Below are 26985 nucleotides of genomic sequence, written 5' to 3'. Positions count from 1 at the left end.
CCTCTGTGCCCGCCTCAGAGCGACAAAATTCCGAGGGCGCCGTCGGTTGTCGCTACGAGGCGGGCAGTTTGGCATATCCCTGACTTCTTGTGACTCGAGCCGGCGCCGTTATCTGCACGCTCGATGTGGGAATCCTCCTGCAGGCCGAGCGAAAGGATGTCGATTGTTTACGCCGTATCGTCGCTCGCGCGTCGGCACTCGGTTCGGGCCCTACGAGCTGCGATCACTGATCGGCGCGGGCGGAATGGGCGAGGTGTACCGGGCCTACGACACGCGCAAGGGCCGGATGGTCGCGCTCAAGCTGTTGCGCCCCGAGATGGCGGCGGATCCGGGTTTCCAGCAGCGCTTTCGGCGCGAATCCCAGCTGGCGGCGCGAGTGCAGGAACCGCACGTCATCCCGGTGCACGACTTCGGCGAAATCGACGGGGTGCTGTTCATCGACATGCGCCTGGTCGATGGGGGCAGCCTGAAGGATCTGCTTCGCGAGCGGGGCCCGCTCGATCCCGGGCAGGCGGCGGCGATCACGGCGCAGGTGGCGGCCGCGCTGGACGCCGCCCATGCCGAGGGCCTGGTGCATCGCGACGTGAAGCCGGAGAACGTGCTGCTCACCCGCGACAACTTCGCCTACCTGGTCGACTTCGGCCTCGCGCAGGCGCACGGCGATCCGAGCCTGACGGCGGGCGGACCGTTGATCGGGTCGTGTGCCTACATGGCGCCCGAACGATTCGACGGCGGCCCGGTGGGACCGCAGACCGACGTCTACTCGCTGGCGTGCGTGCTCTACGAGTGCCTCACGGGTCAAGCGCCGTTCGAGGGCGCGGAGATCCCGGCGCTGATCACCGCGCACCTGCAGATGCCGCCGCCCCGGCCGAGCATCATGCGCCGGGGCATCGATAAGGCGCTCGACGGCGTCATCGCCCGCGGGATGGCCAAGGACCCGGCCGCGCGGTTCTCCTCCGCGGGTGAACTGGCGACTGCGGCGTTCGGGCTCACGCCGTCGACCCCGGAGCCGTCGCCCTCGCGCACCCGGGCGTTCTCGACGGTCTACCCCAACCCGGACGACACCGGTTACAGCCCATATCCGCCGCCGGCGCCGGAGCCGCCGCGGACGGGCAATTCGGTTCTCCGGCGGGCACCCGTCCTCGTCGCCGGGGCGGCGGCGGCCGTGTTGATTGTCGCGGCGGTCATCGCGGTGACGCTTGTTCTCTTCGGCGGCACGCGCAACAGTGCATCCCCTCAAACGACGGCGCCCCCGACCCCATCGACGACGAAGACGCCGTCGCTGTCGCAGCCCGTCCAGGGTGCCGACGGCCTGGGCTTCGTCGGTGAGACGGCGCGGTGCGACCCGGGCAATCCGCCGGCCCTGGTGGTGCGGACCGCCCAGTCGCTCGCGGTGGTGTGCCAAACCGCGCCCGGCAATTTCTACTACCGGGGCGAGCGCATCCGCGACGGCGCCCACATCGAGCTGACCGACGCGGTGCGGTCATCCGACGGGTTCGACGTCACCAATCCGGAAAACGGGGTTCGCTACGAGGTGCGCCCGGAGCGGCTTCGGATCATCAGCAACGGTCACGTCGACTCGTCGGAGCCGGTGCTGCAATACGCAAGCGCCACTTAGGGTTCGGCGAACAGCACGTCGGGGTTGAGGATGCCCGCCGGGTCGAAGCTGTGCTTGATGCGGCGCATGAGATCGACCTTGACCGGGTCTTCGAGCTGCAGGAAGTACGGGGTCTTGGCGCGGCCGAGGCCGTGTTCGCCGGAGATCGCGCCCCCCAATTCCATTGCCAGCGCGAGGATGTCGGTCATCAGCTGCTTCTTTTTCGCCGGGTCTTTGCAGATGATGGCCAGGTGCACGTTGCCGTCGCCGGCGTGCCCGCAACCGGCCGCCGCGCCGCCCGCGGTCGCCGCCAGTTCGCGCGCGGCGGCGAGGAACTTCGGCATCGCCGAGCGCGGCACGACCGTGTCGATGATGTCGTCGGCGCCGATCGCCTTGGCGGTCCAGAACGCCTTTTCGCGCGCCTCGATCAGCTTGCGCGCCGAAATCCCTTCCAGCACATAGGCGTCGACGGCGCCCAGCTCGACCACCAGCTCGCCGGCTCGCTCGACGTCCTCGTCGAGCCTTTCTGCGGTGCGGTTCTCAAGTGCCACAACGAGATACGCCTGGCAGCTGTCGCGGACGTTGTCGGGGACACCAAGCTCCAGGTTCTGGGTGTGGACGAGCGCGGCCATCGTCATGTTGTCGATGTATTCGACGATGTAGGGCGCCAGCCCGCTGGCGAGGACCTGGGGCACCGCCTCCATGACCTGGTCGAAGTCGGCGAACGGGGCGAGCACGGTGGCGGCGTGGTCGAGGCGCGGGTGCAGCTTGACCGTCACCGCGGTGGCCAGGGCCAGGGTGCCTTCGGAGCCGACGATTAGCTGGGTCAGGTCGTAGCCGGTGGAGACCTTGGCGATCTTGCCGCCGGTGCGGATGATCTCGCCGGTGGGCAGCACCGCCTGCAGGCCGAGCACGTTGTGGCGGGCGATGCCGTACTTGACCGCGCGCATCCCGCCGGCGTTGGTGCCGACGTTGCCGCCGACGCTGGAGGACAGCTCGCCCGGGTGCACCATGTAGCTCAGCCCGGAGTCGACGGTCGCGGCGTCCAGTTCGGTCAGCGTGACGCCGGGTTGGACGACGGCGACCTGGTTGGTGGTGTCGACCTCGAGGATCGCGTTCATCCGCTCGAAGGAGATCAGCAGCCCGTCTTCGCGCGGGATCGCCGCGCCGGAAAGGCCGCTGCCGGAGCCGCGGGCTGTCACCGGGATTTTGTTCTCGCTCGCGGCCTTGAGCAGCCGCGAAACCTCTTCGGCAGTGGCCGGTTTGGCGACATATGCCGGCTTCTGCGGCGCCGACGTCAACACCTCGTCGTGCCAATAGTCTTCGGGGATCGCGTCGCCCGTCAGCAGGTTGTGCTCGCCGACGATTTCGGCGAACCGCGCCGTCATATCGCTCATCGCTGGCCTCACCTTCCAAGGTGCCGGACAGCGATTCACTCTAATAGGCGGTTACCGGGTATCGGCGGACCAGAGGTGACCGCAGGTGGGGCACTGCAGATGGACCACCCAGGCGCGGTTGCTCAGCAGATACTGCCAGTGGTTCGTGCAGTTGCGGGGGCCGCGGCAGTCGTCGCAGTGCCTGGCGTGATCGCACTGCGGGCAGGGCAGCCAGGCGCGTCGGCCGCGGTCGGCGTGGGGATCAATCGGTAACACGGTTCGCCGCCCGATCCGGGAGAACTCCCGCGTCGACAAGCTCGTCGTAGATCCGCTGCTGGTCGTCGTCCAGCCCGCTGTACAGCAGGTCCCAGGCGCGCTCTTCCTCCGCGAGCACCTGAACGGGATCCCAGTCGCCATCGATCGCCTCGAGAACCGCCGCGCGCCGACGCGCTTCGTCGAGCGTCAGGTCATATTGGTACGCGAAATCGCCTCGTTTTTTGGACATGGGTCTCCCACAAATTGGAATTATGATTCCGGCGCTGGCGCCGGTGCACTGGCCGATCGGGCCGAGAGGTTTCGGAGAGACTAACCGGACGCGACGGGTCCGGAAACTTGAACGCGAGCCAGATCACACCCGTCCGCGTCGCCTGTGGGGTCGCAGCTGGGCGTTTCCGGTGTCGCTGTGCACAACATCACACTCGCGCGGGCGGCGGGTAGTACCCGCGCAGACGCGGACGCCTCACCTCGTGGGAGTGTGCACGACGACGGATAAAACGCGGGCGATTTCGGTTGTGCGATTGCGGTATTGGTGTGGCGTCGCGGGGTCGAAGGCCAGCGAGTCGCCCTCATGCAGTTGCAGGGTGTCGAAGCCGATGACGGCTTCCAGCTCTCCCTGCAGAACATAAAGATATTCGCGGCCGTCGTGACGTACGGCCTGACCACCGTCGCTGGATTGGCCACCGGGGGCGTAGATCACCTCGAGAAAGTCGACCCGGTCGTCGTGCGTGAGTGTGAGTCGCTCCCAGCGGACCCCCGTCGAGAGTTCGATGACGCTGCGATCGCCGGCTCGTTGCACGATCCCCGCTCCGTTGGCGCCGCTGGCGCGACCCCATTGGTGGAACGCAGAGGGTGGGGCCGCGAATGCATCGCCTACCGCCGACGATGTGTGCGGGGAATTTAGCGGGTCGCCGGCGCCGAACAGGAAGTCCAGCGAGATGCCCAGCTCGTTGGCCAGTGCGTAGACGACGCTGGCGGACGGTGTCGTCACTCCGCGTTCCACCTGCGAGATCAGGCTCGCTGAGCAGCCGGCCCGGCGCGCCAGTTCCCGCACTGAGATGCCCCGCGCATTGCGGAGCTGCCGAAGCCGCGGGCCGAGGCCCGTTGCGCCCTCGGCTACGTGAGGCGTTGATCCGTCTTCTTTCACCATTGCTCCGAACGTCCGCTAAATTGTACACCTCAGGGTACACAACAGCGGCCATAGTCCGCGCGAAATGTGCCGTCAGCACCAGAAAGTCGCGTTTGGCACAGCATCATCAACCGACGTAGTGTGCATTATGCTGCACAGTTGCGTACTGTAAAACAGACAAGCACGACAGCAACTGACGAGGAGTTGAGGGCAAGCATGGATCCTGACATTCGGATCGGTTGGCTGGGCACCGGCCGATTGGGGAGTGCTCTGGCGGCCCGCCCGATCTCGAGTGGCGCCGCAGTGACCGTCTGGAATCGGACGGCATCGAAAACCGCGCCGCTGGTGAACCTGGGCGCCTCCCACGCGGACACGCTGGGCGCGTTGGGCCGCTGCGACCTGGTGTTCGTCACCGTGATGTCTTCACCAGATCTTCTGGCCGTCGCACTCGGCCCCGATGGGTTGTTGAGCAGCCAGCCCGCGCCGCGCATCATCGTGAATTGTTCAACGGTGTCCGCCGAGGCCGCCGCCGAGGTCAGAACCGAGGCCGCACGCCACAACGTCGGGTTTCTGTCTGCACCCGTCAGCGGCAACCCGGACGCGATTGCCGGTGGATCCGGATCCATCGTCGCTTCGGGCCCAGCGGAGGTCTTCGATGCCGCGCTGCCCTATCTGGAGGCGATCGCATCCGCGGTGACCTACGCCGGTACGGGCGAGGAGGCGCTACTGGTCAAGCTGGCCCATAACTTGTTGGTGGGCATCATCACCCAAGCGTTGGCCGAGGCGACGACTCTGACGGAGAAGGGGGGCGTGGCACCCTCGATGTTTCTCGATTTCGTCGACGGCTCAGTGCTGGGCTCGAAGTTGATTTCGGCCAAGGGCAAAGCGATTCGCGCCCGCGACTACGAACCCACCTTCACCACCGCGGGCATGCGCAAAGACTTCGATCTTGGGCTGGCGGCGGCACGGGCGCTGGAGGTTCCGATGCCGATCGCCGCGAGCACCCACCAACTGCTCCAGACCGCAATCGGCAACGGATACGGCGAGTCTGACTATGTCGCGCTGTACGCGATGGCGGCCCACGGCGCCGGACTTGCCACCGGCTCGTAACCCGAAGGGAGAACTGATCATGAACGAGGAAGCAGTCAATTCGCCTGGTGGCGTTGCCATTGCGGGGGCGCGCGCATTGGTGACCGGGGCTAACCGGGGTCTCGGGAAGGCGTTCGTGCAAGGGCTGCTCGACCGGGGCGCGGCCCGCGTTTACGCGGCGGCACGAAATCCTGACGCGGTCGACTTCGACGATGCCCGGGTCATTCCGATCGGCCTGGACATCACTAACTCGGATGACATCCGACGCGCGGCATCCGGGTGCCCAGACGTCACAGTGCTGATCAACAACGCCGGGGCGATGCTGCGAAGTCCGCTGCTAGCCTCGCCGGACCTGAGCGCGGCGCGCAGCGAGATGGAAACCAATTACTTTGGCACACTGGCGATGTGCCGCGCATTCGCACCCGTGCTTGCCCGTCAAGGCGGCGGCGCGCTGGTCAACATGCTGTCGATCGCCAGTTGGTTCGCCAATCCGTTCAACGGTTCTTACGGGGCGTCGAAATCTGCCGAGTGGGCCCTGACCAACGCGATTCGCGTCGAGCTGCGCGCGCAGGGAACCCTCGTCGTCGGCGTGCACGCGGGGTGGATCGACACCGACATGGCGGACTCCGTGGCGGAAGCGAAGCTTTCACCCGGCGACGTCGCTTCCCAGACGCTGGCTGCGATTCAGCACGGTGACGAGGAGGTGCTGACCGACGACAGGACCCGGCGCGTCAAGGCGTCGCTGCCCCACGACCTCGCTTCGCTGTACCCCGACGTTCAAAAACGCTGGGACGCCGGCGATGTGCCCTGGTGACTACTCAGGCGAAAGGAATCACTGATGTCGCTCGAACCAATGGCCGGCCTTGCCATCAATCATGTGGGGGTGACCGTCCCTGATATCAACGCGGCTATTGACTGGTATGAGGCAGTCTTCGGCTTCCGCTGCATCATGGGCCCGCGCGAGCTTGACTCCGGCGGACACCCAGAGGCCGCCGGGGTGTTCGGCAGTCGGTTTCGCCGAGCCTGGCAGGCGCATCTGCTGAGCGCGAATTCGGTTGGTATCGAGCTCTTCCAGTTCGTTGACCCGCCCACGCGCGGACCGCGGTCGTCGGAGGAGTCGATGCCCTGGCTCGATCGCGGCCTGTGGCACTTGTGCATCACTCACCCGGACGTCGCGGGCATGGTCGACCGCATCGTCGACCGGGGCGGCACGTTGCTGGCGGCGCCGTACCATTTCGTGCCCGGCCGGCCCTGGATGCTGGCGTACACCACCGATCCGTGGGGCACCGTGCTCGAGGTGATGAGCCACAGCTACGCCGAGGCGTTCAGCAATTGGCCTCAGCCGGGGCAGTTGTCGCCACCCACGCTCATGTGACCGCCGTGCCTAGCGCTGTTCGACGTGCCGGCTCAGGGTGGCGATCGTGCGGCCGCTCTGTCCAGAGCGTCTCATGGCTGATCCAGCAACCGGATGGGGTGCAGGCCGTCGACGGCGCCGACGAACGGCGGGTGGATGCTGTAGCCGATCATGCGTTGCAGGTCGGGTGAGAGCGTTCGCGCTATGTCGCGCGGGATCGACAGCGTGAAGGCCTCCATCGGGCGTAGCCAGGGTTGGCAGTATTGGGCCGTGATGGCAAGCCGTGAGCGGTCGGTCGTGTTGGCGCCGCCGCCGTGCCACAGGGTTCCGACGAAGAAGACGCACGAGCCGGCGGGCATGACGACGGGCAGCGCGGGATCGTCCGGGCCGGGCGGACGCCTGCCCCAGCGGTGACTGCCGGGCAGCACCACGGTGGCGCCGTTGTCGGCGGTGAAGTCGTCGATCGCCCAGATTGTCGCGGCGGCCAGGGGATCCCGCGGCCGCGGAATCGGGTAGAACCCGTCGTCGTGGTGGGGCAGCTGCGGCGACTCGCCGGGTTGAATGTTGATGGCCTGCAACGCCGAAAGCAGGTAGTTGGCCATCAGCAGTCGATCGAGCACCGCGAGCACCCGTGGATGGTCGGCGAGCCGGTCGCACACGCGGGTTCGGCTCAGCACGCTGTAGATGCGCTGGGTGCGGCGTCCTTCGAAGGAGTTGCGTCCGGTGTGTGCGAGCCAGGGGGTGACTTCGTCGCGGATGCGCCGGCATTCGTCGGGGCTGAGCAGGTTTTCCCAGATGACGTAGCCGTCGCGGTCGAGGGCGGCCATGTCGGCGTCGACGATCGCGGGGTCGACGGACGCGCCGCCGCTCGCTGTCCACTTGTGCCGGCCCGCTAAATCGCTTTTGAGGTCGTCCAGCGTCTTGACGGGTTCGTCGTCGATGCTCATACCCCGACCCTGAACCCAACTTGGCCACTGGTCAAGTAATCGACGGCGGGCGTTCGCGTCGAAGTAACGGGTGGTTACTCCTTGGTGCGGGATGCTGGCCGTGTACCGAAAAGGGGAGGACGGCCGTGAGCATCGCGACCGAGCAGCGCGAGGGCCAGGCGATCCACCTGTCGTTTTCTGGCCGGTTCGGGTTCGGCATCGACCAGTGGGCCTATCTGCCGTTCGAGGTGCCGTTGGGCGTGCAGCGAATCCGGGTCAGCACGTCGCATGACCGGTTTGCGGTGGGCGGGCCGATCCGAAATGTGTTGGATCTGGGCATGTTTGGGCCCGCGGGCCACGAGCTGGGCAATGCGGCCGGATTCCGCGGATGGTCCGGCGGTGCCCGCGACGGCTTCGTGATCTCCGCCGGCCACGCCACGCCGGGTTACCTGGCGGGCCGCATCGAGCCGGGCCTGTGGGCGGTCGCGCTCGGTCCGGTGGTGCTGAGCCCGTGGGGGATGGCCTGGGAGGCGCGCGTCACGCTGGAACGCGGGCAGTCCGGCCCGGAAAGCGGGCCGATGATCGCGTATCCGGCCCCGGCCGTCGGCCGGGCGGGCTGGTATCGCGGGGACCTGCACCTGCACACCGTGCACTCCGACGGCCAACGCCATCCGGGTGAGCTGGTGGCGGCAGCTCGCGACAGCGGGCTGGACTTCATCGTCTCCACCGACCACAACACCAATTCCGCCAACCGGGTATGGCCGGCGTGCCGCACCGGCGGGTTGTTGGTGATTCCCGGCGAGGAGGTCACGACGAGGCACGGGCACTGGCTGGCGGTGGGGCTGCCGCCGGGTGGCTGGGTTGATTGGCGATACGCGCCGCGCGACGGGGTGTTCCCGCGTTTTGCGGGTGAGGTTCGCTCGGCCGGCGGGCTCGTTATCGCCGCGCATCCGGCCGCGCCGGTGCCGGGGTCGTTGTGGGAGTTCGGTTTTGAGCACGTCGACGGTCTCGAGGTGTGGAACGGCCGGTGGAACCTCGACGACGAAGTGTCGCTTCGCATTTGGCAGCGGCTGCTGTGCGAGGGCCGGCGAGCGGTGGCGGTCAGTGGCAGCGACTCGCACACGCATCAGCAGCCGGTTGGTTCGCCTCAGACGGTCGTGTACGCGCGCGGACTTTCGACGCCGGCGCTTTTGGATGGGTTGCGTCGGGGCCGGTCTTACATCGCCCGATCACGTGCTGTCACAGTTGAACTCACGGCGTCGTGCCGCGGCCGGGACGCGGGTATTGGCGAGACGCTGCCGGTGCCGCCTGGGGCCCCGGTCACCGTCACGGCGATGGTCACCGGGGCCGCCGGGACGACCGCCGCGTTGATCACCGCGGAGGGTTGCGTCGGCCGGGTCGCCGTGACCGGGTCGGCGCGGACCATGCTGCGGTGGGAAATCGACGCGGCGTCGGCGCGCTTCGCGCGGCTGGAAATTCGCGAGGCGCAGCGGCGCCCGCTCGGCACGATGGTCGCGCTGACGAATCCCGTGTGGCTGGCTACGTCGCCGCTTTGAGGTAGTTCATGGCGCCCCGCAGGGTCGCGTCGACATTGTGCCCGTGCCGGTTTGCGACGTTGGCGTCGACAAGCATCCACAGCGCTTGGTAGAGCGAAAGGCGCCAATCTTCGGTGGTGGCGCCGTAGCCGTCGAGCAGGAGTACGAGCGACGACGCGGGGGAGCGGTGCGCGAACCGGGCGATGTCGAACCACGGATCGGCGACGAGCGCGTCGCCCCAATCGATCACGCCGGCGAGCCGCCCGTCGTCGACCAGGATGTGTGCGGCCTTGAGGTCGCCGTGGCATAGCACCCCGGTCGCGTTAGTGCCGAGCGTGTCGGCGTGCTCGTCGATCGCGGATTCGGCGGCGTCGGCCACATCGGGTGCCAGTTTCCTTGTGTTGTCGCAGATGGCTTTTAGGAAGCTCGGCCACGACGGGTGCTTGAGCGATCCTTCTGACAGCCAGCCGAAGCCCGACAATGTCACGCCGTGCAGGCGGCGCAGGTTGGCGGCGACCTGGTCGAACGCGGGATCTTGGGCGGAGATGGGCCGGCCCGGCACGCGGCTCATCATCAGTGCGTTTACCCCGGTGTCGAGGCGAGCGAAGCGGAGGATCGCCGGGGCGGCGCAACCCGCGTCCGCGGCCTGCGCGCACGCCCACGCCTCCGCGCGCAGTGCCGCGTGGTTCGTCGACGCCTTCACGATGAGGCGCTCGTCGACTTCATAGACGGTGTTGCCTGGGAAGGCGTCGAGCTTGACGATGTGGCTAGGCGACGGCCCAGTTCGCTGGTTACGAAATCCACGATGTCCTGCATTTGGCCTCATGGTCATCATGACGGCCACGCGCAAGTCATTTACCGGGACGCGACGTGCCCGTGCTCTCTCCAGGGGTAAAGGTGACGGGCAGCTTGGCAAGGCCGGTCATGCTCGGGTTGCCCAGGTATTGGTGGACGTTCTGGACGTCGACTTGGTAGTCGGGGATGCGGTCGAGCACCGCCTTGACCATCACCTCGGACATCAGGCGCGCCAGGTGCGAGCCGATGCAGCGGTGCGGCCCGAGCCCAAAGGCGAGGTGGCGGTTGGGTGTTCGGTCCAGGATGATCTCGTCGGGTCGGTCGAATTCCTGCTCGTCGTGGTTGGCGGAGAGCCAGCTGATGACGACGCGGTCGTTTTTTCGCAGGTGTTGGCCGTTGAGCTCGACGTCTTTCGTGACGGTGCGGCTCAGGGTTTGGTTGACCGAGAAGTAGCGCAGGAATTCGTCGGTGGCGGTGCGGTAAAGCTCGGGGTGGTTGATGAGTTGTTGGCGCAGCTGCGGGTGGGTGCCCAGGTGCAGCAGGGTCAGCGCAGTCTGCGAGGTGGTGGTGTCGACGCCGCCGGCGATGAGGTTCCAGAGGATGTTGAGTAGCTGTTCGTCGGTGAGGCGCTGGCCGTCGAATTCGAACTGGATGAGGAAGCTGGTCAGGTCGTCTGTCGGGCTGCCGCGCCGGGTGGCCGCGAATTCGATGACTTCTTGCATCATGGCGGGGACTTGGGCGATGGCGTCGAGGTACTCGGGGCTGTCCTGGGGGATGGCCATCATGGAGTGGAAGACGTTGGCGTAGAGGTGCCAGTTGTCGTAGGGCAGGCCCATCAGCTTCATGGTGAGGATGGCCGGGACCGGGCTGGCGTAGTCGAGGACGAGGTCCATCTGCCCGTCGGCGATTTTCTGGTCGAGGAACTCATGCGCCTTTTGTTCCATGAACGGCTTCAGTTTCTGGACGGCTCCGGGGGACAAGAACGGGGCCAGCGCGTGCCGTAGGGCCAGGTGATAGGGACCGTCGATCTCGCCGATGCCCAGGGCCGGGTGGCCTTCGGGCCGGGGGACGCCCATCTCGCCCTGGTAGTCGACGCCGTCGTCGGCGTTGGGCTCGTATTTGTGGGCGAAGGTATCGCCGTCGCGGGCAGCCTGGCTCACCGCGGCATAGCTGCTGAGGAACCAGAATCCGTCGTAGTTCGTGTTCCAGGCGACCGGGCACTTTTGCCGCAGGTCGGCGTTGATGGCCAGTTCGTCGAGGTTGAATTCGTCGGAGTGATGGTCGAAGTCGACTACCGCGTCGTCGGTGACGTCGGGACGGGTTGTCATCTGGAAGTCCTCCACCGCGACGAGAGCTCGGCTATCTGCACTATCTTTGCATTATTACGCGCTTGGGTTCCGTCGAGAAAGGCCGCGATGAGTAGTCACCGGACGACCTTCAACCATGTCGGATTGTGTGTCTCCGATCGCGAGCGGTCGCGGCGGTTCTACGAGGGCGTGCTCGGGTTTCAGTTCTGGTGGGAGCTTGATCCCCCCGACGGACCCACCGCCCAGCTGGTGCAGCTTCCTGAGCCGCTCGGGGTGCACGCAACCTACTTGGTGCGCGACGGCTTTGTGCTCGAACTCATGGACTATTCGAAGCGTCAAGTTCACGCCGGGTCGGAACGCGTCATGGATCAGATTGGGCTGACCCACATCTCGTTTTCGGTGTCCGATCTTCCTGGCGCGTTGAAGAAGGTCGAGGAGTTCGGGGGAGCGGTGGTCAAGGAGACGGTGACCGAGGCGATGGCGATGATCCGGGATCCGGACGGGCAGCTGTTGGAGCTGCTTTCGGGTGGGTGGCTTGCGGCACTGCCGCTACGGTCGTAGCGGTGGTCAATCCTTGGCAGCCTGACCGGTGGTCACGCCGGGCGCGTGTGACACGGTGATAATGCCGATCGGCCCGGCGGCGACGGCGCTGCGCGCCGATACGACGACTTCCTTCGAAGGAAAGCGACATTTCCCGGCGCCAGTTTGGGCTGTCTGAGGAAAGCCGTTGGGCGTTGAAGCCGTAGCGTCGCATCCGCGCGCAGACCGGCCGACTAACTTCTTTCTGCGTAGTCGGTAGCCATGGCTCTCGGGAGCCCACGACACGCGGCCTGTTGCTTCAGTTTGCCGTCGGGTGCACGCTATGCTCCGCCAACGACACTGCTAGAGACGCGACCGCCCCGCTCGGGCGACCGAACAGAAATAGTCGCGGACGCGAGGAATGCTAGAGGAATAGCAATTGATGAAAAGCGTGGTCTTTTTTAATAATAAGGGCGGCGTCGGAAAGACCACTCTTGCTTGTAACGTTGCCTCGCACCTGTCTCGGGTTCGAGGCCTTCGTGTTCTTCTGGTCGACTGCGACCCGCAGTGCAATACCACTCAGCTTGTACTGGATAACGATCAATGGGTCGAAATGTACTGGAACGGGCAGGCATCCGCCCAGCCGACAATAAACGACATAGTTCGTCCGATCGAACTTGGCGACTCGGACATAGAGCTCGATGTCGAACCAGTAAAATCCTCACTCAACCGCTTCCGGGTGGACTTGATGCCTGGTCATCCGAGGATGTCCATAATTGAGGACTTGCTAAGCCGGTCTTGGAGCGAGGCTGCGGGAGGGGACATCGGAGGAATCCGTCGCTCGAATTGGGTTAAGTTTCTAATTCGTGAGTATAAAAAGCGGTATGACCTCATTTTCTTTGATGTAGGACCGAGCTTAGGTTCATTGAACAGAACTGTGCTGATCGGAGCGGACTTTTTTGTAACGCCGATGGGCGCAGACATTTTCTCAATCGTTGGCATTAGGAATATTGCAGAGTGGCTGCGCAATTGGAAAGGCGTATACACCACAGGTATTGAGTTGTGTCAAGGAAGGCACCCCGGAGCGCTCGAAAAGTTCGGAATTTCGACCGAATCCGCATCGGCAGCAATGTTTGTCGGATATACCGTCCAGCAGTATATTACGAAGTCGAAAAAAGGCGTCCGCAGGCCAACTCTTGCTTTTGAACGGATCCTCTCCGAGATCCCGGACGAAGTTGCCAACAGTTTGGGTGAGTTCATGCCCGCCGAACTGGACATTTCGGCTGCACGGTTAGGAGACGTTCCCAATATGTTCAGTCTCATCCCGCTTGCTCAATCAGTGAACGCTCCGATTGCGGACTTGCAGAGTTCAGACGGATTGGCGGGAGGACAGTACGGCCAACAGCAAAACTACATTCGCACGATCGAGGCGGTCAGCGAAGCGCTTGCCCAAAACGTAGGAGTTTAGATGGCGATCCCATGGTCGCAATCTCTACTGACCGAAATTGCCGAAAGGCGGTGCGTCCTCGTCCTAGGCTCTGGCGCCTCCGCCTCATCGGTAAATGTAAATGGAGTCCGGCCGCCGGGCTGGGTGGACTTTCTTCAACGAGGCATCGACAGGATCGATAACGGTGATGATCGTAGTGCCGCCGAAGAGCAATTGCAGCAACGCGCCTTTCTTGATGCGGCACAAATCTTAGTTGACGCTCTCGGTTCAGCAGACTTCGGCCTCTTTCTGCGCCAAGAGCTCGAAGATCCAGGCTTTCAGCCCTCGGAACTTCATCAACTTGTGTTGAGAATCGATCCGAAGATCGTAATAACAACCAACTACGACCGCATATACGAGTCCTTGGCTACGCAGGGCGCAGCGGCTGCCGGATACAACGTGTGCCGTTACTACGAAGGTCACCTCGTTAATGATCTCCGGTCCACAAGGCGACTGATTGTGAAGGCTCATGGGTGCGTCTCCGATCCGCAGAAAGTCGTGCTTACCAGGCGGCAATACTTCACTGCGCGAAGAGATTATCCGCAATTCTTTGCAGCCCTGGACGCGATCTTCCTGACAAGCACGCTTTTATTTATTGGCTCAGGCTTCAACGGAGATCCAGATATCGAGTTACTACTGCAGAATGTGAACATTTCAGCTCCGAGCCAGCATACGCACTTCGCAATCGTAGAAGCCGGTCGGCATCTATCGGTGCGCCGGGCGATAGAAGAAACGCACAACATAAAATTTCTTGAGTACCCGGCAGGTCAACATGGAGAAGTTGTTGCAGCCTTACGAGACCTAGCCGACAGCGTGGATTCGTACCGGGCGGTCTCGTAGCATTTCAGTTCTATCTGCCCGGACGCAGGGTACTCCCGCTTCTCGAGAAGCTCATCCTGGCGTGCAATCAAGCGATCCGTTGCGGCGACGGGACGTCCCCGAATGGTCGCAAATTTCGACTTGCCGGCATTGCCGAACAAGTAGCATTGGTCCCGTCACTTTTACACCGGGCCACGAAATGTGGATACGCAACTTATGCAATCTCTTTACGATCGGGATGACCATGGGTCTGTCCGGAGCTTCGTCCGAGATCTACGAGACAGGCCCGGGGGGTGAATCAGCGCGTCTGGAGCGGACTACGCTGTCGTCGTCTGAGGCCAACTCCAACGGTTGCGTCTAAGACTCATGCACCAACAACGGCGGATATCTGCCGTTGTTGGTGCATGAGTAGCGCCCGATGGAAAACCTACCTAGGTCAAGGGGTTGGGTCCGGTGAGACGTGCTCTGCGCGACATCAGTCCTCTTCAAAGCCTGACTGATCGAACTTCAAGGTTCTGGCGTTCTCCGACACGGTGCGAATTTTGCTTTCGTCGAAGCCGGACGCGTCCGTGGCCTCAATCTCGATCTTGACTACGAGGCTGGTGCTCGGCTCCCGAAGATTCGAAATGATCTCGTCTGCGATGTTTTTGAAGTCCAGGGCAATTTTGTCAGAGCTAAGCGTTTTGACTCCGTAGAAGCGCTTTTTCGCGGGCGGAAACGCGACGTCAATCGAAGGGGGTTTCGCCGACCCTGGCTCGCCGCCATATGGAGGCTTATCACCACCACCGTGTGGGGGTTCTTCTTCACGTTGCTTGAGCGCCACCTCCGGTTGCACCAGCAAGACCGCATCGGTCGGCGCAGGGGCGGCGTTCTTGTCCCCTGAGATCCACAGATTGATGTACCGGTGCGCCGATTTGTCGAAAGCTGTGGCCAAGGCGAATGCTTCGACGTCCCAATGCATCGGCATGTCGACGATACCCTCGTTTAGTACGGTGCGGTCGCGCAGCCGCGGCATGTACGGGTACTGGCAATACAGCGCCCACAGTGACCCGAGGGAGACGTGGCCGTCCTTCCAGATTTGCGGAACCTTATTAATCGCCAACCGAATGGTGGCCGCAGCCTGCCGGATTGAAAGATCTCCGTCGTTGCCGAGGCGTCGAGAGACCCGTTCGGCCAGCGATTCCGACTGCCCTTCGACCTTGGTCTCGCGGATGATAAACGGTGCACCGGGGTCCGGCTGGGCAGGAACCAGCGCCCAGGTGAAGGTCTGCAGTAGTCGGGCGGTCACGGTCTGCTCAGCCGTCGTTTGACGTTGACAGGCTTGGTTTTTCTGGTTCTCGGTGAGGTCGAGGTCCGCTGCATTGTTCAGGACATGTGTCCAGCCGAGATAGTCGCGGGCTGCGGTATCGAGTTCTTCCAGCCGCGCTTCGTCGGCCGCGAGGTAGACGAGCGTGTTGCGGTTGGTGCGGTTGGCGCTGCCGCGATGCTCGGTTGCCATGTGTGCGAACTCTTTTGCTGGGGAGTCGGTGCCTTTCTTATGGGCGACCTTCGGGTGCAGGATGACCAGGCGTGCTTCGTCGGTGTCGGGAATGTCGCCGTTGGTTTCCGGGCAGACATGCACGCCGGTGAAGTCTCCGCGGCTGCGGGCTTGGCTTTGCAAGCGGCGGACGATTTCGGCCCAGACGTCTTCCTTGTGTAGCCGTTCAGCTTGGTCGCGCGCGGTGCGGGTGATGTTGGCCTGCAGGTCATACCAGTATTTGCCGGAACCGGTGTAGAAGTAGGTGGCGCGGTCGGCGAGTTGGGTGAGTGCGGCGTGGAAGTTGCCGGGTACGTCACCGGGGATGGCGGTCCCGAGGAATACGCGCTGTGTTTCCAGGCCTTTGTGTGCGGCGCCGATGGTCGGGGCGGCTCCGAAGAACACTGTGCGGGCAAGACGTTTGGTCAGTGAGCGTTGCCCGAATAGCGGCTTGTCTTTGTCGATCCGAGCAGGCTCCGAGTTAGGACCGTCGACGTCGGCGTCGATGATAGCTTTCCACGAATCCTGCAGGTATTGGGTAAGTTCGGAGTTGACGCTGCCTGTGGCCAGGGGGACGGATCCGGGCATGATGAGCGGTGAGGCGTCTTCGCCAACCCACAGGGCGTGGATGACGGTGCTCATCAGTCGCAGCACGCCGCGAGTGCGCTGGAATCGCTCCAGCGATGACCATTCCTCATAGAGCCGGTCGAACAGTTCGGGGTGGATGGGGTAGGTGCGTTTGATGCGGTCTTCGTATGCGGTGTCGCGGGATTCGCGGGGGAAGTCGTCGGTGTATTTGCGGTACATGTCGACGTAGGCGCGGGCGGTGGCGTTGATCGAGGCGAGCGCCACAGCGTCGGGCTGGGTGAAGAGTCGCTGCTTGACGATCTGGTATGCCTCGGTGGAGGACGCGGGGCGCCACTGATCGGCGACCCGGCGGACGACATTCTGCAGGCGTTTGAGTGCTTCGAGTCCGTGGGCGCCGCCGACCTCTTCGGCGTTGCCGGCGACAACCCTGTCGGCGGCGTCGCCGCTTTCCGAGGCGGGAATCGAGATCACCACCAGCACACCGGATGTGGCTTTAGCGGCTTCGGTGAGCAATTGGGCGAAGGTGAATTGGTCGTCGAAGGTGCCGCCGGCCAGGTCGTCACGACCGACGAGGGAGCGTGCGTAGGCGACCCATTCGTCGATCAGGATGACGGTGGGGGCGTAGGCGGCCAGGAGCTTGGCAAGTGCGTCGCCGGGTGGGGTGCGGTCGGCGTCGGCTTTAGCGACGTAGGCATAGGCTTCCGGGCCTCCAAGCTGCCAGGCTAATTCACCCCACGTGGTGTTGATGTGGGTGCCGTCCCGTTCGATCCCGGCGGGGCTGAAGTGGTTGCCGACGATGGCGACGCGGTTGACGTTGCCGCCGCTGTACTTGTTCGCGGACAGGAGATCTTGTGTGGCTTGCGGGAATTCGCCAATCGGCAGGCCAGCCGCGACGTGCCATAAGGCGAGCATGGAGTGTGTTTTGCCACCGCCGAAGTTGGTCTGCAGGTTGATGACTGGGGGAGCGTTGTCATCGCCGGAGAGTCGTCGAACCGCGCGGCCAATGAGGTCACTGAGGCCTTCGGTGAGGTATGTGCGTTGGAAGAATTCGACAGGGTTGGCATAGCCGGAGTCCTGTTCGCCGCCGAAGGCGACTTTGTAAAGGTCGGCGGCGAATTCGGAAGCGGCGAAATTGCCTGTTGCCACGTCATCGTGGGGTGGTAGAACATCGCGCCAGGCCTTTAGCCCGGCAGCCTCTGGGTTGTCGACGGCGGCCCTGAGGACTTTTTTGTCTTCTTTGTCGGCGGTGACACGGCGGAGATTGAGCCGCATGCTCCGGACTTCGTCGGCTTCGTTGGCCGCGCCGATAAGTCTCAGCAGACGTTCGCCCGTGTCCAGGGCGCGGTACGCGTCGTCGTCCGTGAACATGCCGTTGTGGGCCCAGTTGTTTCGGACTTCGCGAAGTTCAATGGCGAACGACTCGCCAGCCTTGCCCAGAGTCTTATTGAAGGGATACCAGCCCTTCTTGAATCCAGCGGTGATGTTCGACTCGGTGAGCATCCGGAACTGCACCTGCGGGTCGTGAGCGTTGTACGTCTTAGCGCTAGATGTCCCATCTTTGGCCCGCACGAGTTTCGGCCAGGCCGCGCCAACCGCTGGGTCGCCCTGTCCGATCACTAAGGAGATGTAGTCATCCAGAGGAGGGGCGACAATCTCGAACATCTTATTGATGCGGTCACGGTTGCTCAGCGCCATGTCAGTCTGCGTCTTCCTCAAAATTAAATGAACCTTGGGAGGTTCTTGGAGTTTTCGTATGTGCGGTGTCCACGATTTCCGGCCAGCTCGTGACGAGGCCGTTGAAGCTCAGCGCGTCTTTGGTCCAGCCGTTCGTCTCGGCGACCCGGAACAGCAGATGCGCGAGCTCCTTGATGAGGTCGGCATCGATGATTCCGTCTGTTCGACCAAGCGCTGCTCTTAGGAATTCACCAGCTCGTTCAATGCCTTCCGCATCAAGCACTCTGACAAGGTGATGCAAAGCCTCCCAATTACTTGTATGCAAATCCGCTACCACGTCATAGTTCGGACCAAGATCATTCGGCTTGAGAAGGTTGACTCTGCCCGCGCGGCTGATGAGTACACCTGCTCGATCAAGCGCCTGGACGACGACTCCGCGCGCGTTCGCCAACAGTTCCGCGTCTCCGTACTTGCCAAAGTTGTACCCGTGCGCGCGATACCACGCGATGGCGAATCGGCTGGTGGGGTCGAAGTCGGCTTCTTGCTCATTCAAAACACGGTCGAGAATCTCATTAATGCGGGCAAGCGCTGAGCGGACACTCATGTGTTTGCCGTCAGGCTCAAGCACCGCCGCATAGCGGCTGAAGACAGCCATTCCGGGACCAATAGTTGCTTGCGGCAAATCCACTGGCGCGATTCGCCCCTGCTGCAGCTTGCGAAGCGCGTCGGGAAGTTCGGCCTCCAGTGCTGTGATGAAGCTGCGTTTGTCCGTCGTGGGAGCGTCAGCCCTACGTGGCCGCAAGGAAAGCACGATCGATGACGCGAGCGCGTTGGTGCCGCTTGCCAGCATCCGATTGCTGAGCTCACTTCGCATCGGCCAGGTCGATGTGATCTCCCAACCGCTCTGGATCATGCCTTCGAGCAAAGTTTCCCAACCGGTGGATGCCTGGCCATCATCGTCAGATTCGGATTGCTTAAAGGCGTAATACACGGTAATCGGGAAGTCCGCGGTCGCAGTCGCCCTCGCGCTGGCGAAAACGGATTTGAAGCCGTCCTCGAAGAACTGTCGGGCGCCTTCCCTGCCGTCGTGCCGATGCGGATTCGCGACGAGTTCATCCGCTTTGGGCACCAACATGGTCGATAAAAGGTCCGGATAGATGCCTCGAAGTGAGCGGCGGAGCCAGACGTAGAAGAAATCCGAAAGGTCCGAATAACCTATGTTGTCGTAATAGGGCGGATCTGTAGAAATGAGAGTGTTCGCTGGCATCACAACGCGACGTGCGTCGGCCTGTTGAGCGAAGCCGGGTCTAGTCGCGGGTACACGTTCGACGGCACGCGCCACCCACTCAACGTCTTCCAAATAATCGCCACCTGAGCCGCCCCAGGGATTCGCCTCGGCGAAATCCCATGTCATAGGTAGGGCTTGACGCGCGAACACGCCGCGCACCGCCTCCATCTTGGTGCTGGAATCCCAGGAGCAGGTTGAGGATGACTTGTTCGCAAGTCGGCTAACCGCGAATCCCAGATACGTAGCGACTGCATCGGCGTAGTCGGACGGCCCGCCGTCGGCGAGGACACGGTCGTGGGCCACGGCGACGAGGTCGCTGAAGGTGGTGAGCGCGACGAGTTGGCGGTTGGTGAAGAGGTCGGCCCACTCATAGAATCCATATATTCGAATCGTCTGGTGACTATCCGGGCTCAGGCCGTGCGGTGGCAACGAGCCTACCGGCACGGATGCAGGACGCCCGATCCTCGCCGCATCTGATTGCAGAGCAGTCGGCGCCAGGTACACCCGCCGGCGTTGCCCCTCAGCAACGATTGCCATTAGCTCGGTACGCAAACGACCTTCCCGACCTTCGGCGCGAACGTACGGCAGCGGAACGGGTGATTCGCACGCTACGCACGTGGCGGTTGTCCTCGCGACTGTTCCGTCGTTGGATGACATCGGCCCCGTCGAGGGATCATTACCGATCTCAAACCGAACACGACGCCCGCCAGGCGCCGTTCTGTCATCCACGATCGTTGGAACGATGTACGACTCTTTGCCCTTCTTTTTACCGAGCCACCACGACCGAACGAGCGGCATGTCAATTCCGCATGCTGGGTTGGGACAAGTCACCGTGCGTGCCCAAATCCATGCAATGACAGTTGCATTTGATCCGTCGGGCAGCGTGGCTTTCGGGTACAGGTGTCCGATGCGTTTCTCGGCTTCGTCTCGAGCCCACCGGCCGTACGCTCGTACGTCTGCAGCAAGCCCCTCGGCACCTTTCCACGATCGGATTTCCGAGTCTGCGAGCCCGGGGAACACTGGCGGTTGGCCGCGGAATTTCGGTGGGATCTCGATGAGCGCCTTATTGATCAGTACCGCAACCGGATTCAGGTCGGAGGCGTAGGCTTCCATCCCGAGCCGCTGAGCTTCCAGTGGAATCGTCCCTCCGCCAGCGAACGGGTCGAGGATCGGCGGAGGGTTGCCATCAGTCGATTTAAGAATCTCGGCATGCGCCTCGGCGAAAAGCTCTTCGTTCCGGATGCTTTCCCACACGACAAGCCGCTCGATGAGCTTGTGGAGCCGGTTGCGTTCTTTGCGCTGAAGTTCCTCGGTGGGGAACTCGTCGGGTCGGGCAGAGGGATCGTCTACGAGTTGCGCGAACAACACAGCGCGGGCGGCGGCGAGTGGTCGGCGCGCCCACCAGAGGTGAAGTGTTGAGGGATGGCCGTGTCGAATCGACTTTTCCCGAGCCGACTCTCGGTTGATCGCCTCAAGCGGCAGCGCCACCTCGATAAGCTTCCGCTTTGGCGCACTATCGGACAACGTCCCCTCCATCAGAACGGTTCAGTTCCCTTGGCCCACATTTTGTTCCAGTCGCCGCGTATGCCGGTGGCTTCGAAGTCGCCGAGTTCTGTTGTGGCGAAGGGATGGTCGAGGTAGCGGACTTGGTCATGCTCAGGTCCGCGTGGGTCGACTTTGACGAGGGCAAGTCGGTAGCGAGGGACGGCGTTCTTGCCGAGGAGGACTTCGTTGTGGGTGACGTAGAAGTCGGTGGCACCTTCGAGGCGGGCTTTGACCTCGATGCGGTAGGTATCACCGTTCGGTGTGGTGGACAGGATGTCGAATCCTTTGTTGGTGAACGTTTGTTCGGCCGGTTGGCGGCCAAGTGCTTTCTCGTATGCGAGGACCAGGTCGACACCGCGGCGTTCGACGTCTTTGGTCTCTTTGGCGTGCACTGGCGCTGAGGCCGGTATCTCGTGTTCGAGCATGCTGATGGGCAGCACGAGGGCAGCGGTGATGATACGCGGTGGTTTGGTGGACATGAGTTCTTGTTGGTCGAGCAGCTCGAGACGTTTACGTAGTCGCACGTCGAGGTCAACGGCTTTGCGGTTGAGGCTTTCTGACGATTCTTTGGGCTTGTCGCCGGCGTGCTCTTTCTCTGCTGCGATGGCTGAGTCGAACAGTAGCCGGTCGCGTTCGCCTTCGAGCCGTTTGATGACCAGGGCGCGAGTCTTGGCGAGTTCGGCGGCGCGGCGGGGTTGGACTTCGGCGAGGTAGCCGGGGAGTTGGTTAGTGATGATCCAGCTCATGGCGCGGTCTTCGGCTTCGGCGAGCCACGGCAGCTGGCGGGCGGCTGTGACGGCGGGGGTGTCGGGTGCGGCGACGCAGTCGAGGTAGGGCGCAGGGCCGGCGTGGCTGACGGTGCCGTAGCTGTCGACGAAGGCGTAGCCGAAACGTCGGGAAATGCTGGCGCCGGTGGCGTCGCAGACTTCTTCGATCACGCCGACCAGGAGATGCGGCTCTTCGAGGGTGGAGGAGACCAGCACGGTCCCGTAATTCAGTGCTCCGCCAAGCAGTTTGGTAGTTTCCTCCATGACGGCGTCGTGCAGTGGGTGGCCGGGGGCGAGCAGATCTGCTCGGGTTTGGCTTTCGGGTCGGACGTGTTCGAGGTCGAAGGTGACGCGGTCGTATTTGGTGGCGATGGGCTGATACTTGCTGGCACGGATCTGGGGGGGCACGTGGGGGATCTCGTAGCGGCCGCGTTCGCGTTTGGCGATGCGCCCGCCGAGGCGGGTGAAGGCGGCTTTGAAGGCCAGTTCGATGTAGTGGGGTTGCAGCCGGCGTGCGCGGGCTTCGTCCATGGCGGCGCGCAGTTCGGCGAGGTCGGCTTCGGCGAGGTGGTCGGCGGCCAGGGCGCGTTCTTTGAGTAGTTCTGGTAGACCTTCGGAGACGGTTGCGTCGACGACCTCGTGCATCTTTTCGCGGACCTGGGGGTCGTCACCGTAGCGGATGGCTTTCAGGAGCAGCTCGCGCAGCGGGGTTTCGTGGAATGCGTCGCCCAGGACGTCGAAGACTTTGCCGCCATAGGCTTTCCGCTGTTCTTCGATCTTGATGAGCAGGCGCGTGTAGACGTCGCCTTCGCGGGTGTTGGAAGCGACGATGTTCCAGAGTCGGCAGACTTCTTCTTGGCCGATGCGGTGGATGCGGCCGAAGCGCTGTTCGATGCGGTTGGGGTTCCAGGGCAGGTCGTAGTTGACCATGAGGTGGGCGGCCTGCAGGTTGAGGCCTTCGCCGGCGGCGTCGGTGGCGATGAGGATCTGGGTCTCGGGGTTTTTGGTGAATTCCTCGGTGATTAAGCGCCGTTCGCCGCGGCGTACGCCGCCATGGATGGCTTTGACAGCGTCGGGTTTGCCGATGAGGGTGCGGATGCGGGTGGTCAGGTAGTCAAGTGTGTCGCGGTGTTCGGTGAAGATGATGAATTTGCGCGGCGCGCCGTCGTTGTCGGTGATTAGCGCGTGGTCTTCCAGGATGGTGCGCAGTTCGCTCCATTTGCGGTCGGTGCCGCTGTCGCGAACCTGCTTGGCAAGTGCGGTCAGGTCGGCGAGTTCGGCGAGTTCGGCGTCGAGTTCCTCGACAGTTTGGGAGGCGGTGGCGGCGTCGAGGAGTTCTTCTTCGAGTTGCTCGACCTCTTCGGCGTTGTAGTCGTCAGCGTCGAGGCCTTCGAGATCGACGGTGGGTTCGGTTTCGCGGTAGGTGCCGTTGAGGATTTCTTGCTTCTTGCGATGCAGGCGTTGGGTGCGTCGCACCAGGCTTTTGTAGATGGCTTCGGGGCTGGACGCCAGGCGGCGCTGTAGGACGGTCAGGGCGAATCCGACGGTGTTCTTGCGTTTGCCACCGACCCGGTCGGCGCGGTTCATGCCTTCGCGGACGTAGTCAGTGACCTGCTCGTAGAGGTTTTCTTCAAGTTGGGTGAGCTCGTATGGAACGGTTTCGGCCTTGCGTTCGGGAAAGAGCCGCTTGCCGTCGAAGGTGAGCAGGTCCTCTTTGATCATGCGGCGCATGATGCCGGTTGTTTCGGGGTTTTGGCTGTTCTTGCCTTCGAAGCGGTCCCGGTCGAGCAGCGTCAGGAACAGCTGGTAATCCTCCACTTTGCCCGAGTGCGGGGTGGCGGTCATCAGCAGCAGGTGGCGGGTGAGTCGGCCGAGCAGTTCGCCGAGTTGGAAGCGCTTGGTCTTTTCGAGTTTGCCGCCGAAGTAGTGGGCGGCCATGCGGTGCGCTTCGTCGATGACGACGAGGTCCCATTCGGTGTCTTGGATTTGGATTTGCAGCTCCTGGTTACGGGAAAGCTGGTCCATCCGCGCGATGAGCAGGGGGTGGGTCTCAAAGACGTTGTCGTTGATGTAGGCGTCGATGGCCTGGTTGGTAAGTAGGTCGAACCGCAGCCCGAATTTGAAGAATAGTTCGTCTTGCCACTGTTCTACTAGGCCGCCGGGTGCGACGACGAGGCAGCGTTTGATGTCGTCGCGCAGGATCAGTTCTTTGATGTATAGCCCGGCCATGATGGTTTTGCCGGCGCCGGGGTCGTCGGCGAGCAGAAACCGCAGTGGGGTACGGGGCAGCAGTTCGCCGTAGACGGCGCTGATTTGGTGGGGCAGGGGCCGCACGTCGCTCGTTGCGACGGCGAGCATCGGGTCGTACAGCCCGGCGAGGGTGATGCGCTGAGCTTCAGCGACGAGTTTGAATTCGGACGCCGGGGCTGAGAAGGGGCGGCCGCCGGTCTGCGCGACGGATAGCTTGTTCTCGTCTTTGCGGAAGATCAGCTGCTGGTCGAGGCCGCCGGAGGCAGTCTTGAACGTCAATTCAACAGTGTCGGCGCCGTGGGACTGCGCGAAGATGACGGTGACGACCTGACCGGGGATCAGCCCGGCGATGCGCAGTCCTGGCTTGAGTTCTTCCAATAGCATTTGTAACTCTCCCCACCTCGATAGCCGACCCACGTTAATCGATCGGTCCGACACATGTAAGGGGTTTTTCCAAGTCCGTTTGGTCGGCTAATGTTCGCGGCGATTGTGCTCGAACGATGAGAACCATGAAGCGCGACGAACGACAACAGCTACGACAGCTCACCGACGAGGTTGCCGCCTGGGTGGCATCGGGCACGCGGGTGCGCGCGCAGCGTAGCGCGGTCGCTGCGGCGTCTCTGGCTGCCCGTGACGCATTACGCACCCGGCTTGTCCAGGTCGCCGAGCGGGAGGGCGAATGGGCCTGGCGGGTCCTGCCGCTATACGGGCGGGATGCCGCCCTGCTGCGGGATCTGGCTCGCTACGACGCGCTGCCAACGATCAGCAATGACTTCTTGACAGCGTTAAAGCGGCTGACGACCGAGGTGCCTGCCGCGCTGCACGATGTGCGTGCACTGACCGGAGCGACCCGCTTCTTCCGCGGCGGCACCGCACGCGATAAGGGAACTCAAGCGGCGCAGTTCCTGACGGCGTTCCGCGACTACTTCGTGGCCCACGGGATGGCCGACACACTGGCGAGGCTGGCCGCGGCTCCGCCGGCTGAGCCAAGACCGATCGCGGTCACCGATGCGCTGGCTGATTGGGTGGGCCTCGGCGCGAGACTGGCCGAGCTGGGCAACTCGCCGCAACTCTTGGCCGCGAAAGCGTTGGCCGCGCTGCCGGACGCGATCGCGAAGGTCCAAAGTGCCCTGGCTGAGGAGGCCCGCTGCCGCGCGGCCGCGATGGAGGCTGGGATGTTGGTCCGGAAGGCTGAGACGGAGCGGTTGATCGTGGGCATGCCGGTGGACCGGCTGAAGGAGGCCACGCGGGAGAGGATTCGCACCGCGCCGCTGACCGACGCGGGTCTCAAAACGGTGGCGGAGGTCTTGCGATACCCGGGGTTGCACCGTCTTCCCGGCATCGGTGGTGTCTCCGCCACCCGGATCCGGGGTGCGGCACAAACGTTGTGGCAGACCACCTATGACGAGATGCCGGTGCGCATCGACATCAAGAACCGCAGCGCCAAGGCGACCGCGTTGTTGCGGCAGCTGCGTGTGTGGGACGCGGTGCGCAAGTCGATCGGCACGGCAGCCGACCTGGATCGAGCCAAGGGTTTCGCCCCATTGGGCAGCGCCTTGTACGGGCAAGTGGTGAGCGTCGTGGTGCTGTGTGCCGCCGGACGCACGGTAGCCGAGTTCGAGGAGACGGCCCGTGCTGTCGTCGAACAGGCCCGGTTGATGTCCGATGCCCGCGCGGCAGCGCGGGGCGGGGATGTCTGGGAGGACTTCCTGGGCCGGCCAGCCGATTATTTTGCACTGCTGGCCGAGCTCGGCTTTATCACCGAAGACGCGGCGAAGGCGCACGGGGATCTGCCCGACGAGATCGTGGCGGCGGTGCGGGCACAAGAGTTGCGCACCGACTATCTATTGGCGTCGCTGCGCGGCTATCAGAGCTTCGGCGCCCGCTTTGCGTTGGTGCAGCGCAAGGTGATTCTGGGCGACGAGATGGGTCTGGGGAAGACGGTGGAGGCGCTCGCGGTAGTGGCGCATCTACGGGCCAAGGGTTCTCAGCATTTCTTGGTGATCTGCCCGGCAGCGGTGGTGACGAACTGGGTGCGGGAAGTCACCTCCAAGTCCAAGATGCGCCCGTACCGCCTGCACGGTTACGAACGGGGCGCGGCGGTTCGGGCGTGGGACCGCGACGGCGGGGTCGCGGTCACCACTTTCGAGACGTTGCCGTGGCTGCACGCCCAGCGCAATGTGCCGTCTGACATCGGCTGCGTCGTGATCGATGAAGCCCACTACATCAAGAACCCTGACGCGGCCCGCACCCGCAATTCACGGCTGTGCCTGGACGGTGCGGACTGGGCGGTGCTGCTCACCGGGACACCGCTAGAGAATCGGATCGAGGAGTTCCGCAACCTGGTGCTGTACCTCCAGCCGAAGTTGGTGATCGACGCAGACGAGTTGGCGCCGCGCAAATTCCGGCGACAGGTCGCACCGGCCTATCTGCGGCGCAACCAGGAAGACGTACTGACCGAGTTACCGGATCTGGTCGAGGTCGATGAGTGGCTGGCAATGTCGAAGGAAGATGCCACCGCCTACCGGGAGGCTGTGCAGGGCGGGAACTTCATGGCCATGCGACAAGCGGCGATGACCCAGGGCGGCATGTCGAGCAAAATGCAGCGGCTCATCGAACTTGTCAAAGAAGCTGAGGACAACGGTCGGCGGGTCGTCGTTTTCTCCTACTTCCGCAATGTTCTGGATCAGGTAGCCCGCGAGATGCCAGGCCAGGTGTTCGGTCCACTGTCCGGATCGGTGCCGGCGACCAAACGCCAGACCATGGTCGACGAGTTCTCCGCCGCCGGGCACGGGGCGGTGCTGGTGGCCCAGATCGTGGCCGGCGGGGTAGGGCTGAACATTCAGGCCGCCTCCGTGGTGGTGATCTGCGAACCACAAGTCAAGCCGACCATGGAGTGGCAGGCGGTGGCCCGGGCCCGCCGCATGGGCCAGCTGGAGTCGGTGCAGGTTCATCGCCTGTTGTCGGAGGAAGGTGTCGACCAACGGATTCGGGAGATCTGGGCCCGCAAGGCCGCGCTGTTCGCAGAATTCGCCCGCGAGAGCGAGACCGCCGCGAGCGCCCCAGAGGCCTACGACATCTCCGAGGCTGAGCTAGCCCGCGAGGTGATCGCCGCCGAGCGGGAGCGGTTGTTCGGTCAGAGCGCATAA

At 63.5% G+C, this 26985-nt stretch carries 18 protein-coding genes; 9 read left to right on the top strand and 9 right to left on the bottom strand.

From position 1 onward, the window contains the following. Window positions 1-163 precede the first annotated feature (163 nt). Window positions 164-1618, top strand: coding sequence for a serine/threonine-protein kinase (locus N415_RS14400; protein ID WP_068182745.1), 1455 nt, complete (start codon window positions 164-166; stop codon window positions 1616-1618). On the opposite strand, the gene N415_RS14395 is transcribed toward N415_RS14400, so the two are convergent. The 3 genes from N415_RS14395 to N415_RS14385 all read right to left on the bottom strand — a co-directional run bounded on the left by N415_RS14395 (window position 1615) and on the right by N415_RS14385 (window position 4399). After that, window positions 1615-2994: an FAD-binding oxidoreductase gene (locus tag N415_RS14395; RefSeq protein ID WP_068182741.1), complete on the bottom strand. Its 1380-nt coding sequence runs from the start codon at window positions 2992-2994 to the stop codon at window positions 1615-1617. The two genes, N415_RS14400 and N415_RS14395, sit on opposite strands and share 4 nt — an antisense overlap. Window positions 2995-3235: 241 nt before the next feature. Continuing rightward, window positions 3236-3478, bottom strand: coding sequence for a DUF6400 family protein (locus N415_RS14390; protein ID WP_068182737.1), 243 nt, complete (start codon window positions 3476-3478; stop codon window positions 3236-3238). 234 nt (window positions 3479-3712) lie between these two features. Further along, the gene (locus tag N415_RS14385) at window positions 3713-4399 is read right to left on the bottom strand and encodes a cupin domain-containing protein (protein ID WP_068182734.1); all 687 of its coding nucleotides are present in this window, start codon (window positions 4397-4399) and stop codon (window positions 3713-3715) included. A 195-nt stretch (window positions 4400-4594) separates the two neighbouring features. On the opposite strand from N415_RS14385, the gene N415_RS14380 reads away from it, so the two are divergent. Genes N415_RS14380 through N415_RS14370 form a run of 3 tightly spaced genes read left to right on the top strand, consistent with a single transcriptional unit; the run spans window position 4595 to window position 6842 of the window. Then, window positions 4595-5488 carry an NAD(P)-dependent oxidoreductase gene (locus tag N415_RS14380; protein ID WP_068182731.1) on the top strand — a complete coding sequence of 298 codons (894 nt, stop codon included), beginning with the start codon at window positions 4595-4597 and terminating at the stop codon, window positions 5486-5488. A 19-nt stretch (window positions 5489-5507) separates the two neighbouring features. Next, on the top strand, window positions 5508-6281 hold the full coding sequence (locus tag N415_RS14375) for an SDR family oxidoreductase (RefSeq protein ID WP_068182728.1): 774 nt from the start codon (window positions 5508-5510) through the stop codon (window positions 6279-6281). Window positions 6282-6305: 24 nt separating this feature from the next. Beyond that, on the top strand, window positions 6306-6842 hold the full coding sequence (locus tag N415_RS14370; RefSeq protein WP_068182724.1) for a VOC family protein: 537 nt from the start codon (window positions 6306-6308) through the stop codon (window positions 6840-6842). 71 nt (window positions 6843-6913) lie between these two features. On the opposite strand, the gene N415_RS14365 is transcribed toward N415_RS14370, so the two are convergent. After that, window positions 6914-7768, bottom strand: a complete 855-nt coding sequence (locus N415_RS14365) for a phytanoyl-CoA dioxygenase family protein (RefSeq protein WP_068182720.1) — start codon at window positions 7766-7768, stop codon at window positions 6914-6916. 125 nt (window positions 7769-7893) lie between these two features. Here N415_RS14365 and N415_RS14360 point away from each other — a divergent pair, with 125 nt between their 5' ends. Next, window positions 7894-9303: a CehA/McbA family metallohydrolase gene (locus tag N415_RS14360; RefSeq protein ID WP_068182716.1), complete on the top strand. Its 1410-nt coding sequence runs from the start codon at window positions 7894-7896 to the stop codon at window positions 9301-9303. On the opposite strand, the gene N415_RS14355 is transcribed toward N415_RS14360, so the two are convergent. Beyond that, entirely contained in the window at window positions 9287-10108 is an 822-nt protein-coding gene (locus N415_RS14355; RefSeq protein ID WP_161630309.1) for a phosphotransferase, read from the bottom strand. The genes N415_RS14360 and N415_RS14355 overlap by 17 nt on opposite strands. A gap of 25 nt (window positions 10109-10133) precedes the next feature. Next, the gene (locus tag N415_RS14350; RefSeq protein ID WP_068182783.1) at window positions 10134-11405 is read right to left on the bottom strand and encodes a cytochrome P450; all 1272 of its coding nucleotides are present in this window, start codon (window positions 11403-11405) and stop codon (window positions 10134-10136) included. 87 nt (window positions 11406-11492) lie between these two features. Between N415_RS14350 and N415_RS14345 the strand changes: the two genes are divergently transcribed. From N415_RS14345 to N415_RS30710, 3 genes are all read left to right on the top strand, one after another. Then, the gene (locus N415_RS14345; protein WP_068182706.1) at window positions 11493-11945 is read left to right on the top strand and encodes a VOC family protein; all 453 of its coding nucleotides are present in this window, start codon (window positions 11493-11495) and stop codon (window positions 11943-11945) included. A 400-nt stretch (window positions 11946-12345) separates the two neighbouring features. After that, window positions 12346-13371: an AAA family ATPase gene (locus N415_RS14340; RefSeq protein WP_068182705.1), complete on the top strand. Its 1026-nt coding sequence runs from the start codon at window positions 12346-12348 to the stop codon at window positions 13369-13371. Next, window positions 13372-14229 (top strand): SIR2 family protein, encoded by an 858-nt coding sequence (locus tag N415_RS30710; RefSeq protein ID WP_081665251.1) that lies wholly within the window; start codon window positions 13372-13374, stop codon window positions 14227-14229. A 454-nt stretch (window positions 14230-14683) separates the two neighbouring features. Here the strand turns inward: N415_RS30710 and N415_RS14335 are convergent, their stop codons facing one another. The 3 genes from N415_RS14335 to N415_RS14325 are packed head-to-tail and all read right to left on the bottom strand — an operon-like array spanning window position 14684 to window position 24220. Then, entirely contained in the window at window positions 14684-18007 is a 3324-nt protein-coding gene (locus N415_RS14335) for a Swt1 family HEPN domain-containing protein (protein ID WP_193376452.1), read from the bottom strand. Between the two features lies 1 nt (window position 18008). Continuing rightward, on the bottom strand, window positions 18009-20810 hold the full coding sequence (locus tag N415_RS14330) for a DUF1156 domain-containing protein (protein WP_068182697.1): 2802 nt from the start codon (window positions 20808-20810) through the stop codon (window positions 18009-18011). Continuing rightward, complete coding sequence (locus N415_RS14325) at window positions 20810-24220, bottom strand: helicase-related protein (RefSeq protein WP_068182696.1); 3411 nt, start codon at window positions 24218-24220, stop codon at window positions 20810-20812. Before N415_RS14325 ends, N415_RS14330 begins: the two co-directional genes overlap by 1 nt. A gap of 125 nt (window positions 24221-24345) precedes the next feature. On the opposite strand from N415_RS14325, the gene N415_RS14320 reads away from it, so the two are divergent. Next, a complete protein-coding gene (locus tag N415_RS14320; RefSeq protein WP_068182694.1) occupies window positions 24346-26985 on the top strand; it encodes a DEAD/DEAH box helicase in 2640 nt (879 codons plus the stop codon).

It is taken from the genome of Mycobacterium sp. UM_CSW, assembly GCF_000455205.1.
GTDB lineage: Bacteria > Actinomycetota > Actinomycetes > Mycobacteriales > Mycobacteriaceae > Mycobacterium.
This window is presented reverse-complemented; position numbering and strand designations above follow the sequence as displayed.